Genomic DNA, 14,659 nt, shown 5'->3' with positions numbered 1-14,659 from the left:
GGGGAAAATGTAAGGATAGTGAAAATCCGATAGAATTTCTCTGACCCTTCATAGCCAGACGACGCCAGCCACCATGAACGCAAAAAACCTGTTTACCACCCTGTTTGAATACAAAGCCTGGGCCAACGACACCTTGTTTGCCGCCATTAGCGCTTTGCCGCAAGAAGCGCACGAGCGCGAAAAGCATGACGCGGCACGCATCCTGAATCACGTCTACGTGGTGGACCGTATATTCGAAGCCAATCTGCAGCGCCTGCCGCACGACTACAAGGGCTTGAACACGCCGGCGACGCCTGCGCTTGCCGATCTGCGCGGTGCGGTGCGTGAGACCGATGGCTGGTTGTTGGCGTATGCGGGTGGCCTGAGCGAAGCAGAGCTTGATGAAACCGTCGACTTCACTTTCGTCGACGGCTCGCCGGGACGGATGTCGCGCGCCGAGATGCTGATGCATGTGCTCACCCACGGCAATTATCATCGCGGCGCGGTCGGCCGCATCCTGGCGCAGATCGGCGTGCCGCCGCAGCGCGATACGCTCACGGTGTTCATGCACCGGCCGGAGCATGCGCGCGCCGGCCAGCTGTAAAGGACGGCTGCAACATCAGTCGAGTTTGTTGATTTCCTTCTTTAGATCGTCCGCAGACAAGGGCAGGTATCCAGTCTCGTTACCCGCTGTGCCGGCCATCAGGCTTTGCCCGGCGGGCGACAGGATCAGCTTCAGGTAGTTCTTGTACCGCGCATCCAGCGGGTGAGCAGGCGGCCGGTTGAGATACAGCTGCACATACACCGCCAGCGGATATTTTCCCGACGCTACACTGCCGCGAGACGGCGTGACGGCAGCCATGTCATCAGCCGCCGACAAGGGCAATATGCGCAGCGATTCCGGCAGTGCAGCGGTGTCGCCCGGAGCGAGCAAGGCAATCCCGTAAGGATCATCCGCGACTGCGGCCAATACCGCTTGCCGGCTGTCCAGCGCCTCGTAGTGCGGAGCGTAAGGCTGCTTGCCCAGATGCCCGGTGCGCAATACCGTGGCGCTGCCGCCGTCGTCGCGCAGGCCGTATAAATGGATGCGGCGTTGTTGCCAGCCATCCTTCAATCCCAGTTGCGCCCAGAAATTGATGTTGCCGGCGGCGGCGCCCGCGGTGAATATCCGGGCCAGCTGTTGCATGTTCAGGCCGGGCAGGGGATTGCGCCGGTTGACATAGACCGCGGGCGCGTTCTGGCCGTAGCCGGCGTAGCCGATGCGCAGCAGGAACGGCGGATATCCCCAGACCTGCCGGAAGGCAGCGATTTCGGCGGCGCTTGCTTCGTGGGTGACTATTGCGACGGTGGCGGCGCCCGCGGTCAGCGTGGGCAAGCCGGTCACCGAACCCTTGAGCGCCATGTCGATGCGCGCCGCTGGCTGCGCGCGAGCGAACAAGGCATTGAACTGCGTGAGCAAATCCGTCATGCCTTCGGCGCCGGCCAAGACCAAACATGCTTCATCGCGCTGCGGCTGATTTGAGTCGGTCGCGGCAACCAGCTTGTCTGGCTGGGGTGCCGACACGGCCACCGACGCTGCCGAAAAAAGACATAGTGCAAGAATGGCCGATAGTGCTGGCGCTGCCGATGCGCGTCTGCTCGATGTGATGTTCATGGGATAGCAAGAAGTAAGGGACATGGCAGGCATCAATCCAGCTTGCGCAGTTCAGCGCGGACTTCCGCCGCCGACAACGGAATGTAACCGCCGGCCTGGCTGGCGATGATTTCCTGGCCCTGACGCGACAGCACCAGACGCAGGTATTCTTTCGCGACAGGATCAAGCGCTTTCCCCGGCTCGCGCCGCAGATAGAAATACACATAGCGGCCGTATGGATAGCTGCCGGCGGCGACTTCCTGACGGCTGCCGCGCGTTTCGCTGCGCCCGTCTTCGGAGACGATGGCGAGCTGCCTGAGTGCGGCGTTTTCATGGCCGATGGCGGCAAACGCAATGCCTGCCGGATCCTGTTCCAGCCGTTTCAGGATGGTTTCGGTGCTGCCCCATTGTTCGTAGGCCGGCGTGAAAGGGCGGCCTTGCAGCGGCCCGGTTTGCATGTAGGTGCCCATGCCGGTGTATTCGGGCGTGCCGAAAGGGTGGATGGCGCGTTCCTTCCAGTCGCCGCCGGCGCCCAGTTGGCCCCAGTGGGAAAGATCGCCTTCCGGATTGCCGTTGGTGAAGATGCGCGCCACCTGGCTTGCGCTCAGGCGTTCGAGCGGATTGGCGCGGTTGACGTAGATGCCGATCGAATACGACATCTCTTGTTGCGCATCGTCGGAGGTATGGGCGATGCGGATTTCCAGCGGCGGCGCGCCGACGGCTTTTTTATAGGCTTCCAGCTCGGCCGCATTGGCGCTGCGTCCCATCGGGCCGAATAGCATGCGGCCATAGGTCAGCAGCGGCATGGTGGCGGTGGTCCCTTTGACATGGCCGGCAAAGCGCAGGTCAGGATGGCTGCCGGCGAAGAGGGCATTGAAGCGGTCGATCACGAACTGCGCGTGCTCGGCGCCGCCGATGCGGATCGCGCCTTGCTCATCCAGGTAGCTGGCGTGGGCTGGCAGTTGCACGCTGCGCGCCTGATACTCAGGCAGGCCGGGATCCAGCGCCTGCACAGCCATGGCCGCACCGGCGCCGCACCACAAGGCGGTCACCAGCAGCGCTCTTGAATATGCATGCATGGTTGTCATCCTCAGAAATTCAACTTGGCGCTGAGCGTAAATTCCCGGCCGGCGCCGATATTGACGAATGGCGTGCCGCTGCAGCAGCTGGCGGTGTAGTAGGTCGAATCGAAAAGATTCTTGACGTTGAACTGCCAGTCGATTGACTGCCCTTCGATCAGGGTGTTCCAGGATACGAACGCATCCATCACGCGGCCGTAGGGCAGATGGTAGACCTTGCCGCTGCCGTCGCCCACCGGCAGGCTGCTGAACACACGGGCGCCGGCGCCGGCCCTGACGCGGCCTTCGATCGGGCCGATGCGTGAGATGCCGAAATCGCGCGTCAGGTAGAGCGAAGCCGCATGTTTCGGCGTGTTCGGCAAGGGATTGCCGGCCAGCTTGGGATCGTCGGCGTAGCGCGCTTCGGTGTAGGCGTAGCTGCCGACCAGACTCAGGTTCTGGTTGATGCGGCCAGTGGCGTCGAACTCCAGGCCGCGCGAGCGGGCCTTGCCGGCGTTGCGGGCGTAGTTGATGCCGTTGATGGTTTCTGTGGTCTGGATGTTGCGTTTCTGGATGTCGAAGATCGCCAGCGTTGCGGTCAGGTTTTCGGTTTCCAGTTTGGATCCGATTTCATAACCCTTGGCCAGTTCCGGCGGCAGTTCGCCGATCGGCGTGGCGATCGAGGTATTCGGCTTGAACGATTCGCTGTAGCTGGCGTACATCGACCAGTCCGGCGCCAGCTTGTAGACCACGCCGGCGCGCGGCGTCGCCCGGCCGGCGGCGACCTTGCTGCCGACGATGAAGGGGCGGCCCTTGCCGGTCAGTTCGTTGAAATATTCGTAGCGGGCGCCGGCCAGCAGGATCCAGCGATCGTCCAAATGTATGGAATCCTGCAGGAACACGCCGCGCGAAATCAGCTTGTCGGTCTGGTCGCTGTCGGCCGGGCTGATCTTGCTGCCGGCCGGCGTCAGCTGGCCGTATACCGGATTGTAGATGTTGAACTGGGTATTGCTCGGACCGCGATAGAGATCGCCCAGCACCCGGTAGTTGCGCATGTAGTCGACGCCGCCGACGATATCGTGGCGCACCTCGCCCCAGTTGAATTTGCCTTCCAGGTTCAAGGTCAGCGTATGCGCCGATTGCACGCCGTTCTGGGTGGCGTCGACGCGCCGGGTGGCGATGCCGGTGGCATAGTTGACCGACAGCACGCGCGCCTGCCAGTCGTTGTAGTAGCTGCGGCTGAAGCCGTAGCCGCCGCGCAGGGTCCAGTCGGCATTCAGCTTGTGGTCGAAGCGCAGGTTGACGGCGTCCGAGCGGCCGGCCGAGACATTGTAGGCTTCGTCGAAACGGCGTTCCTTGGACACCGCCACCGGATTGCCGCTGCGCGGGTCGATGATGGTGCCGCGATCGATCGGCACCGAATAATTCATGTGCTCGTAGGCGAACGACAGCGTGGTGTCGCGGCCGTACCAGGCCAGCGACGGCGCCAGCACCGACTGCGTGGTTTCGCCGAAATTGCGCCAGTAATTGTTGCGCTGATGGTCGGCGATCAAGCGGTAGGCCAGCCCGGAATCGCCGATCGGTCCGGTCAGGTCGACCTGTTCGCTGATGCCGCCGTAGCTGGAGCCGCTGAGCGTGACGGAACGCTGGTTTTCCAGCAACGGCTTCTTGCTGATGACGTTGATCACGCCGCCCGGATCCATGCTGCCATAGAGCATGGAGGAGGGCCCCTTCAGCACTTCGATGCGCTCCGTGGTCGGGGTGAAATTGCGCGGCTGGACCGACAGCATGCCGTCGCGCAGCATGGAATTGTCGCGGTTGTCGCCGAAGCCGCGCTTGATGATGGCGTCCAGCGTGCCGCCCAGCGTATTGCCCATGCGGATGCCGGAGACCGTATCCAGCGATTCCGCCAGGCTGCTCGGCTGGCGGTCTTGCAGGAACTGGGAGGTGACGACATTGACCGCCTGCGGCACGTCGATCAGGGCGGCGTCGCTGCGGCTGGCGACGGAGGCGCGTTTTGCCTGGTAGCCGTTTTCGGCCGGATTGCCGCCATCCCGGCTGGCCTTGACGGAGACCGTGGGCAGCACGTTGTCAGCTGCCGCCGCGTTGCTGTTTGACTGTGTCGGCAGATCTGCTGCGATGGCGCCGTGCGTCAGCACGAGCGAACATATCCCTACTAGTTGCTTTTTCAAAACTTTATCCTCGCCGAGTTGCTTGTAGTTAATTTTATCTTTGTAATAAGCGTCATTATATACAAATGATAATCATTCGTAATTAGAGTCATGTGATTTCTTGAGAATTTTTGAAAAACTGCCCCGCTTTGTTTTCGGAGACTGGCGCGAATGCCGGCGGGGTGCTCTCAGCGGGGCGGGAAATAGCTCTGTAGAATCGTCCTGCCGGTAAAGCAGGATTTTCAAAGAGACCATCGTTTAAAGGGAACAATCAGTCATGAGTTATCACGCATCAAGCAAGCGCTACGACAGCATGCAGTACCGTTTCTGCGGCCGCAGCGGCCTCAAGTTGCCGTTGTTGTCGATGGGGCTCTGGCACAATTTCGGCGACACCACTTCGCTGGCGCGCCAGCGCGAGATGGTGCATGCCGCCTTCGATCTCGGCATCACCCATTTCGACCTGGCCAACAACTACGGGCCGCCGTACGGCAGCGCCGAAACCAATTTCGGCCGCATCCTCAAGGAAGACCTGCGGCCTTACCGCGACGAGCTGATCATTTCGAGCAAGGCGGGCTGGGACATGTGGCCGGGGCCATACGGGCAGGGCGGCGGTTCGCGCAAATATGTGCTGGCCAGCCTGGACCAGAGCCTGCAGCGGCTGGGGCTGGACTATGTCGATATCTTCTATTCGCACCGCTTCGATCCGGAGACGCCGCTGGAAGAAACCATGGGCGCGCTGGCGACCGCCGTGCAGCAGGGCAAGGCGCTGTATGTCGGCGTCTCTTCCTACTCGCCGGCCAAGACCGCGGAGGCGGCCCAGCTGCTGCGCGACTGGAAAGTGCCTTGCCTGATCCACCAGCCGTCCTACAACATGTTCAATCGCTGGATCGAAGATGGCTTGCTGGATACGCTGGAGCAGGAAGGCATGGGCTGCATTACTTTCACCGCCCTGGCGCAGGGGCTGCTGAGCGACAAGTACCTGAACGGCGTACCGCAAGATTCGCGCATCAACCGCGAGGGCGGCGGGTCGCTGCAGCAAGCCCATCTGAGCCCGGAAAACCTGGCGCGGGTGCGGGCCCTCAACGAGATTGCCAAGACCCGCGGGCAGAGCCTGGCGCAGATGGCGCTGGCCTGGGTATTGCGCGATCCACGCGTGACCACCACGCTGATCGGCGCCAGCAGCCCGGCCCAGATCCGGGAAAACGTGGCCGCCTTGCAGCGCCTGGATTTTACGAAGGAAGAGCTGGCAGCGATCGATGAGCAGGCCAAAGAAGGCGGCATCAACCTGTGGGAACGTTCCATAAAAGAGCTGGCGCCCTGACGCCACAAATGTGAAAACCGCCATCTTGCAGATATAAAAACGGACGCCTGAGGCGCCCGTTTTTTCTTCTCCCCCTGATGCTTCGCCGCTAAACAGGTCTTGCTGAAGTGGCCGGCTGACTGGAAGCCGCAAGCCACGGCAACGCCACAAATTGGGGTCAGAGTCGAATTATTTTGAAGCCAAAAAATCGACTCTGACCCCAATTAATTTTTCATACGAATGCGGCGGGGTGCTGGTTTTGCGCTGCGAGGAGCGCTGCCGGTACTGTTGCTTGCTGGCGGCGCTCGGTGCTGGGGGCGACGCTGAAGATTTCGCGGTAGGTTTTGCTGAAGTGGCAGGCGGACTGGAAGCCGCAGGCGACCGTGATGTTGAGGATGGACATGTCGGTCTGGCGCAGCAGTTCCCTGGCCTTGCGCAGGCGCAGCGTCAGGTAGTAGTGGGTGGGCGACATGCCCATGTGTTCCTTGAACATGCGCTGTAGCTGGCGTGGTGAGGAATTCGATAATTGTGCCAGTTCGTCCAGCGACAGCGGCTCTTCGATGTTCGCTTCCATCAGCGACACCACTTCCACCATGGCCGGCCGTGCCGACGTCATGCGCACTGTCAGCGGCACCCGTTGCTGGTCCTTGTGGTCGCGTACGTGTTCCAGGATGAACTGATCGGCAATCGCGGCGATCGTGGTTTTTCCTACCTGTCCTGAAATCAGGTTGAGCATCATGTCGAGCGGCGCAATGCCGCCGGTGCAGGTGATGCGGTCGCGGTCCACCACAAACAGGTCCGGGGCGAACGCCACCGCAGGATAGGAGCGCTTCATCGACGACAGGTTTTCCCAGTGCGTGGCGCAGGTATAGCCGTCCAGCAGTCCGGCTTCCGCCAGCGCGAAAGCGCCGGTGCACAGGCTGCCCAGCGTCATTCCCTGCTTTGCCAGATTCTTCAGCAAGTCCAGCGTAGCGCTGTTGATAGCGCTGGCGATCTGGGTGCCGCCGCAGACGAAGACGGCATCGGCCGCCATGCATTGATCGGCGCGCACGGTGGTGACGGCGAGGCCGTTGCTGGCGCTCACGGGGCCGCCTTCGGGGCTGATGATGGACCAGCGGTAGAGCGGTTTTCCTTCCAGATAATTCGCCATGCGCAGCACTTCGATGGCATTCGAAAATGCCAGCATCGTGAAGTTATTGAGCGGCATGAAAGCAAAGTGGGTGAAGGAAGTGGAAGTGCTTTTTGACATGACCTGCTCCGTTGGCAAACATCAGCGATGGACAATGTAACGTTGAAATGGCTGAACTAACAAACGCTTTCGGTTGTGCGTCGCAATAAGCATGCCAAGCCGACCAGGCGCCGCCTCGCCATCCGCCGCAGGACCAATCGCTGTCTGGATTCGCGCGGTACAGGACTATGTCGCCCGGGGTTTCGGATGACAGGCAATGCGCGGATCATCTGCGCCTAATCGATAGCAACAATTGTACAAACGGCCACGCCGGCGATCCCGGTTTTTGTGCGCGTGATCCATTTCGGCGCAAGCGGCGTCAGCAGGCGCTGAAAGCGGCGCTTGGCTAAAAGTGACAGCAATGTCGCAAATTGAAAGGTTCCCGTCAGATCAAGTCAATAGCGGCGAAAGGCTTGGGAGAAGAATGATGTCAAGAGTTAGTCCGATTGACGCATCACCCTTTCCAGGATCTCGTAATGACACTTCCCGCATTTTCCCAGTCGCTGGCGGAACGCGACGCCCCGATCAAGCGCGCACTGGATCTTGAGCTGCAGCGCCAGCAAAACCAGATCGAGATGATCGCCTCGGAAAACATCGTCTCGCGCGCAGTGCTGGAAGCGCAGGGCTCGGTGCTGACCAACAAGTATGCTGAAGGCTATCCGGGCAAGCGCTATTACGGCGGTTGCGAATTCGCCGACCAGGTGGAAACCCTGGCGCTGGAGCGCGTCAAGCAGCTGTTCGGCGCCAAATTCGCCAACGTGCAGCCGCATTCAGGCGCTCAGGCCAACGGCGCCGTCATGCTGGCGCTGGTCAAGCCGGGCGAGACGGTGCTGGGCATGTCGCTCGACGCCGGCGGCCATCTGACGCACGGCGCCCGGCCGGCCATGTCGGGCAAGTGGTTCAACGCGATGCAGTACGGCGTCAGCCGCGATACTTATCTGATCGACTATGACGAAGTGGAAGCACTGGCCAAGCTGCACAAGCCGCGTCTGATCATCGCCGGCTACTCGGCTTATCCGCGCCAGCTCGATTTCGCCCGCTTCCGCGCCATCGCCGACAGCGTCGATGCGCTGCTGATGGTCGACATGGCGCATATCGCCGGCCTGGTGGCGACCGGCCATCATCCGAGCCCGGTGCCGCATGCGCATGTCGTCACCTCGACCACCCACAAGACCTTGCGCGGCCCGCGCGGCGGCTTCGTGCTGACCAACGACGAAGACATCGCCAAGAAAATCAATTCCGCCGTATTCCCCGGTTTGCAGGGCGGCCCGCTGATGCACGTGATCGCCGCCAAGGCAGTCGCATTCGGCGAGGCGCTGGAACCGGAGTTCAAGCAATACATCGGCAGGGTGGTGGCCAACGCCAAGGCGCTCGGTGAAGTACTGCTGGCCGGCGGCGTCGACCTGGTCACCGGCGGCACCGAAAACCATCTGCTGCTGGTCGACTTGCGGCCCAAGGGTTTGAAAGGGACGCAAGTGGAACATGCGCTGGAGCGCGCCGGCATCACCTGCAACAAGAACGGCATTCCCTTCGATACGGAGAAGCCGACCGTCACTTCCGGCATCCGTCTCGGCACGCCGGCCGGCACCGCGCGCGGTTTCGGCGTCGACGAGTTCCGCACGATCGGCCGCCTGACGGTGGAGATTTTCGACGCCCTGGCGCGCAAGCCGGAAGGCGATGCCGAGGTCGAGCAAAAGGTGCTGGCTGAAGTGCAGGCGCTGTGCAAGCGTTTCCCTATCTATTAAGGTTCACAAGGAACACGCCATGAACAATCTCCATCAGCAAAGCCTGGTCATCGACGGCTTGAACATCTCCAAGTGGGAGCGGCCGGTATTCGAAGACATGAAGAAGGGCGGCCTGAGCGCCGTCAACTGCACCATCTCGGTGTGGGAGAATTTCCAGGGCACGGTCGGCAATGTGGTCGACATGAAGAACCTGATCCGCGACAACGCCGACCTGCTGACCCTGGTGCGCGGCGTCGACGACATCAAGCGGGCAAAAAAGGAAGGGCGCACCGGCGTCATCCTCGGCTTCCAGAACGCCCATGCGTTTGAAGATAATCTCGGCTATATCGAAGTGTTCGCCGAGCTGGGCGTGCGGGTGGTGCAGCTTTGCTACAACACGCAGAACCTGATCGGCACCGGCTGCTATGAACGCGACGGCGGCCTGTCCGGCTTCGGCCGCGAAGTGATCGCCGAGATGAACCGGGTCGGCATCATGGTTGACCTGTCGCATGTCGGCGGCAATACCTCCACCGAAGCGATCCTGGCTTCCAACAAGCCGGTGTGCTATTCGCATTGCCTGCCGTCCGGCCTGAAACAGCATCCGCGCAACAAGAGCGACGAGCAGCTGAAGTTCATCGCCGACCATGGCGGCTTCATCGGCGTCACCATGTTCCCGCCTTTCCTCAAGCGCGGCAGCAGCGCCAATGTCGACGACTATGTGGAAGCCTTCGATTACATCATCAACCTGGTCGGCGACGACTGCGTCGGCATCGGCACCGACTTCACGCAGGGTTACGGCAAGCCCTTCTTCGAATGGCTGACGCACGACAAGGGGCGCCACCGCCGCCTGACCGATTTCGGCACGGTGATCAACCCGGAAGGCTTCCGCACCATCGGCGATTTCCCCAACCTGACCACGGCCATGGAACGCGCCGGCTGGAAGGAAAGCCGCATACGCAAGGTGCTGGGCGAGAACTGGCTGCGGGTTTTCGGCGAAGTCTGGACTGCTTGAGTGTCATAAAAAATACTGAGGAGTAGTGATGCAACCCCAATTGCCGATTGAAGTCGATGCCGAGACCGGCGTCTGGACCACCGACAAGCTGCCGATGCTGTATGTGCCGCGCCATTTTTTCACCAATAACCATACCGCTGTGGAAGCCGTGCTCGGGCGCGACAAGTATGCGCAGATCCTGTACGACGCCGGCCACAAGTCCGCCTACTACTGGTGCGAAAAGGAAGCCCGCCAGCACGGGATGTCCGGCCTCGACGTCTACAAACATTATTTGAAACGGCTGTCGCAGCGCGGCTGGGGCTTGTTCTCTTTTACCGAAGTCGACGCCGCCAAGGCCAGCGCCAGCATCAGGCTGGTCAATTCATCGTTCGTGCTGCAGCAGCCGGAAGCGCAAGGCAAGCTGTGCTACATGTTCGCCGGCTGGTTCGCCGGCGCCATGGACTGGGTCTCCGATACTACCGGCAATCCGCTGCGCTCGGCCTGCAGCGAAACCCAGTGCGGCGGCGAAGGCCACGCGCATTGCGTATTCACGGTTACTCCGCTTTCCGCCTAGGGCCAGATACCGACCATGCGCTATCCCACTTTGTTTTCGCCGCTGACCCTGAACCAGGTAACCCTGCGCAACCGCGTAGTCAGCACCGCACATGCCGAAGTCTATGCGGAAGCGGGCGGCTTGCCGGGCGAACGCTATATCCGCTATTACGAAGAAAAGGCCAAGGGCGGCCTCGGCCTGGCGATCTGCGGCGGTTCCAGCACGGTCTCCATCGACAGCCCGCAAGGCTGGTGGAAATCGGTCAACCTGACTACCGACAAGGTGATCGAGCCTTTGTCGCGGCTGGCGGAAGCCATGCACCGGCACGGCGCCAAGATCATGATCCAGGCTACCCACATGGGGCGGCGCACTGCCTGGCACGGCGAGAACTGGCCGCACCTGGTCAGCCCGTCGGGAATCCGCGAGCCGGTCCATCGCGGCAACGCCAAGATCATCGAGATCGAAGAAATCCGCCGCATCGTCGCCGACTTCGCCGCCGCCGCCAAAAGAGTCAAGCAGGCCGGCATGGACGGCATCGAGATTTCCGCCGCCCACCAGCAGCTGATCGACCAGTTCTGGAGTCCGCGCGTCAACCAGCGCAGCGATGAATACGGCGGCAGCCTGGAAAATCGCATGCGCTTCGGCATCGAGGTATTGACCGCGGTGCGGGAAGCGGTCGGCAGCGATTTCTGCGTCGGCTTGCGCATGTGCGGCGATGAATTCCATGAAGACGGCGTCGATCACGAAACCGCCAAGCAGATTGCGCAGGCGATGTCGGCCAGCGGCCTGATCGATTTCCTGAGCGTGGTCGGCTCCGGCGTCGATACCCACAACACGTTGGCCAACTGCATGCCGCCCATGGCCTTGCCGCCGGAACCTTTCGTGCATCTGGCGGCCGGCATCAAGGCTGTGTCCAGCGTGCCGGTGATGCACGCGCAAAGCATACGCGACGCCGGCCAGGCGGAACGCATACTGTCGACCGGGATGGTGGACCTGGTCGGCATGACGCGGGGGCAGATCGCCGATCCGTACATGGTGATCAAGATCCGCGACGGCCGCGAAGACGAAATCAAGCAGTGCGTCGGCGCCAATTATTGCATCGACCGCCAGTACAACGGTCTCGATGTATTGTGCGTGCAGAATGCCGCCACCTCGCGCGAGCAGAGCATGCCGCACCAGATCGCCAGGAGCCGCGGGCCTAAGCGCAAGGTGGTGGTGGTCGGCGCCGGTCCGGCCGGGCTGGAAGCGGCGCGCGTGGCGCGCGAGCGCGGACATGAAGTGGTGCTGTTCGAGCGCAGCGAAGCGGTTGGCGGCCAGATCAATCTGGCTGCCAAGGCGCCGCAGCGCGAGCAGATGGCCGGCATCGTGCGCTGGTTCGACATGGAAACCAAGCGCCTCGGCGTCGACCGTCGCCTTGGCATCAACGCCGACGAAGCCATGATCCTGGCGGAACGGCCTGATATCGTGGTGCTGGCCACCGGCGGCAGCAACTACACCGGCCAGGTTGCGGCATGGGGCGTCGCCGAGGGTTTGTCGGTCAGCTCCTGGGATATCTTGCAAGGACGGGTCGCGCCGGGCAAGAACGTGCTGGTGTATGACGGCATCAGCACCCACGCCGGTTTCGGCGTCGCCGATTTCCTGGCCAGCCGCGGCAGCCTGGTGGAAATCGTCACGCCGGACGTCAAGATCGCCGACGATACCGGCGGCACCACTTTCCCGATCTTCTATCGCCGCCTGTATGCACAAGGCGTGATCCCGACGCCGAATTACTGGCTGGACCGGGTCTATGCCGAAGGCGACAAGAAAGTAGCGGTGCTGCGCAACGAATACACCGAGGTGCAGGAAGAGCGGGTGGTTGACCAGGTGGTGATTGAAAACGGCATCCTGCCCAACGACCAGCTGTACTGGTCGCTCAAGCCGCAATCGCTGAACCGCGGCCAGACCGACGTCAACAAGCTGTTTGCCGCCGAGCCGCAGCCGGCCTTGTCGGAGCAACTGGGCGACGGCCGCTTCCTGCTGTTCCGGGTCGGCGATTGCATCTCCATGCATAACATCCACGCCGCGATCTACGATTCGCTGCGCCTGTGCAAAGACTTCTGACCATGAGCGCGGCGGCTTCTTCTCTCAATCTGCTCATCACGGTCTTGTTCTGGCTTTCGGTGGCCGGACTGGCAGCTGGCATGGCGCGGCGGGCGGCGCTGTGGCGCGCCGGCCGCGAAGCGCCCGTGGCGTGGCTGGGATTGCTGGCCATTCCCAAGCGCTATTTTGTCGATCTGCATCACGTGGTGGCGCGCGACCCGTATATCGCCCGCACCCACGTGGCCACCGCCGGCGGCGCCATCGCCGCCATGGCGCTGGTGGCGGTCAACTACGGCTTGATGCTGTATGTGTCAGCCCTGAATACAGCAATCGGCTTGTTCGCGCTGCTGATGCTGGTGGGCGTGCTGTTCGTCTGGCATCGACGCCGCACGCCGCCGGCGCGGCTGTCGCGCGGCGCCTGGATGCGGCTGCCGTGGATGCTGGCGGCGTTTGCGCTGGGCCTGCTGGCGCTGGGCTTGATCCCTCTGCAGTTTGTCTCCGGTGTCAGCGCGCTGGCGACCGTGGTCTTGCTGGGCCTTGGCGCCTGGACCCTGACTGTCGGCGCCACCCGAGGCGGGCCGATGAAGCATGCGCTGGCCGGCTTGCTGCACCTGGCCTTTCATCCACGCCCGGAACGCTTCAATAAAACAGCTGGCGGCACCCCGACGACCGCGCTCAAGCCCCTGCAGCTGGAACAGGGCGAGCTGGGCGTCGGCAAGCCGGTCGAGTTTCGCTGGAATCAGTTGCTGAGTTTCGATGCCTGCGTCCAGTGCGGCAAGTGCGAAGCCGCCTGCCCGGCGTTTGCCGCAGGCCAGCCCCTGAATCCTAAGAAGCTGATTCAGGACATGGTGACCGGCATGGCCGGCGGCAGCGACGCCGGTTTCGCCGGCAGTCCCTATCCCGGCATCCCGCTCGGCGGCCATCAGGGAAGTCCGCTCGATGCGATCGTACCCGGCCTGATTTCCAGCGACACGCTATGGTCTTGCACCACCTGCCGCGCCTGCGTGCAGGAGTGCCCGATGCTGATCGAGCATGTCGACGCCATCGTCGACCTGCGCCGCCACCAGACCTTGCAGTTCGGCGCCGTGCCCGGCAAAGGGGCGGAAGTGCTGGCCAATTTGCGCGAGACCGGCAGCGCCGGCGGCTTCGACCTTGGCGCGCGCTACAACTGGGCGCTCGACCTGGATGTCAGGCAGATCAGCGCCGGCCAGCCAGTCGACGTGCTGCTGCTGGTGGGCGAGGGCGGCTTCGACATGCGCTACCAGCGCAGCCTGCGCGCGCTGGTCAAGGTGCTGCAAGCCGCGCAGGTCGATTTCGCCGTGCTTGGCTCACTCGAAAGCGATTGCGGCGATGTCGCGCGTCGTCTGGGCGATGAAGCAACCTTCCAGAACCTGGCGCAGCAGATGATTGCGCAGCTGTCGGCATTCACCTTCAAGCGGATCGTCACTGCCGATCCGCACGTCATGCACTGCCTGCGCAACGAATATCCGGCGCTGGGCGGCCGCTACGAGGTGCTGCATCACACCGGCTTCATGGCGTCGCTGGTCAGCGAAGGCAAGCTCAAGCCGCGCGCCGCCGTCGACAGCGATCTGCGCTTTACCTATCACGATCCCTGCTACCTGGGCCGCTATAACGGCGAAACCGAAGCGCCGCGCGAACTGCTGAAACTGCTGGGCTTGCCGCTGCACGAAATGGAACGCCACGGCATGCGCGGCCGCTGCTGCGGCGGTGGCGGCGGCGCGCCGTTGACCGATATCCCCGGCAAGCAGCGCATTCCCGATATCCGCATCCACGATGCCCGTGCGGTGCGCGCCGACACCGTGGTGGTGGCTTGTCCGAACTGCACCGCGATGCTGGAGGGCGTAGTGGGGCCGCGTCCCGAAGTGCGCGATATCGCTGAACTGCTTGCCGCCGCGTTGGAGAATTGAAGATGGACATGGCAA

At 62.5% G+C, this 14,659-nt stretch carries 11 protein-coding genes; 7 read left to right on the top strand and 4 right to left on the bottom strand.

What is annotated here, in order from left to right:
* The first annotated feature begins 73 nt into the window (after positions 1–73).
* Positions 74–583 carry a DinB family protein gene (locus AC07V8_RS04270; RefSeq protein WP_494677425.1) on the top strand — a complete coding sequence of 170 codons (510 nt, stop codon included), beginning with the start codon at positions 74–76 and terminating at the stop codon, positions 581–583.
* A 15-nt stretch (positions 584–598) separates the two neighbouring features.
* Here AC07V8_RS04270 and AC07V8_RS04265 read toward each other — a convergent pair whose 3' ends face one another.
* The 3 genes from AC07V8_RS04265 to AC07V8_RS04255 are packed head-to-tail and all read right to left on the bottom strand — an operon-like array spanning position 599 to position 4,862.
* Positions 599–1,633, bottom strand: a complete 1,035-nt coding sequence (locus AC07V8_RS04265; RefSeq protein WP_494677424.1) for a PstS family phosphate ABC transporter substrate-binding protein — start codon at positions 1,631–1,633, stop codon at positions 599–601.
* Positions 1,634–1,665: 32 nt separating this feature from the next.
* Complete coding sequence (locus AC07V8_RS04260; RefSeq protein WP_494677423.1) at positions 1,666–2,691, bottom strand: PstS family phosphate ABC transporter substrate-binding protein; 1,026 nt, start codon at positions 2,689–2,691, stop codon at positions 1,666–1,668.
* 11 nt (positions 2,692–2,702) lie between these two features.
* A complete protein-coding gene (locus tag AC07V8_RS04255) occupies positions 2,703–4,862 on the bottom strand; it encodes a TonB-dependent siderophore receptor (protein WP_494677422.1) in 2,160 nt (719 codons plus the stop codon).
* Between the two features lie 256 nt (positions 4,863–5,118).
* Here AC07V8_RS04255 and mgrA point away from each other — a divergent pair, with 256 nt between their 5' ends.
* Positions 5,119–6,162: an L-glyceraldehyde 3-phosphate reductase gene (mgrA, locus tag AC07V8_RS04250; RefSeq protein WP_494677421.1), complete on the top strand. Its 1,044-nt coding sequence runs from the start codon at positions 5,119–5,121 to the stop codon at positions 6,160–6,162.
* A gap of 211 nt (positions 6,163–6,373) precedes the next feature.
* On the opposite strand, the gene AC07V8_RS04245 is transcribed toward mgrA, so the two are convergent.
* On the bottom strand, positions 6,374–7,390 hold the full coding sequence (locus AC07V8_RS04245; protein ID WP_494677420.1) for a GlxA family transcriptional regulator: 1,017 nt from the start codon (positions 7,388–7,390) through the stop codon (positions 6,374–6,376).
* A gap of 455 nt (positions 7,391–7,845) precedes the next feature.
* On the opposite strand from AC07V8_RS04245, the gene AC07V8_RS04240 reads away from it, so the two are divergent.
* The 5 genes from AC07V8_RS04240 to AC07V8_RS04220 are packed head-to-tail and all read left to right on the top strand — an operon-like array spanning position 7,846 to position 14,644.
* Positions 7,846–9,114 (top strand): serine hydroxymethyltransferase, encoded by a 1,269-nt coding sequence (locus tag AC07V8_RS04240; RefSeq protein WP_494677419.1) that lies wholly within the window; start codon positions 7,846–7,848, stop codon positions 9,112–9,114.
* A gap of 19 nt (positions 9,115–9,133) precedes the next feature.
* Positions 9,134–10,105 (top strand): dipeptidase, encoded by a 972-nt coding sequence (locus tag AC07V8_RS04235; protein WP_494677418.1) that lies wholly within the window; start codon positions 9,134–9,136, stop codon positions 10,103–10,105.
* A gap of 28 nt (positions 10,106–10,133) precedes the next feature.
* Positions 10,134–10,658 carry a DUF5943 domain-containing protein gene (locus AC07V8_RS04230; protein WP_494677417.1) on the top strand — a complete coding sequence of 175 codons (525 nt, stop codon included), beginning with the start codon at positions 10,134–10,136 and terminating at the stop codon, positions 10,656–10,658.
* A gap of 15 nt (positions 10,659–10,673) precedes the next feature.
* The gene (locus AC07V8_RS04225) at positions 10,674–12,737 is read left to right on the top strand and encodes an oxidoreductase (RefSeq protein WP_494677416.1); all 2,064 of its coding nucleotides are present in this window, start codon (positions 10,674–10,676) and stop codon (positions 12,735–12,737) included.
* Positions 12,738–12,739: 2 nt separating this feature from the next.
* Entirely contained in the window at positions 12,740–14,644 is a 1,905-nt protein-coding gene (locus AC07V8_RS04220) for a (Fe-S)-binding protein (protein ID WP_494677759.1), read from the top strand.
* Positions 14,645–14,659: the final 15 nt, after the last annotated feature.

It is taken from the genome of Collimonas sp. GW821-FHT02H07 (assembly GCF_059421505.1).
This window is presented reverse-complemented; position numbering and strand designations above follow the sequence as displayed.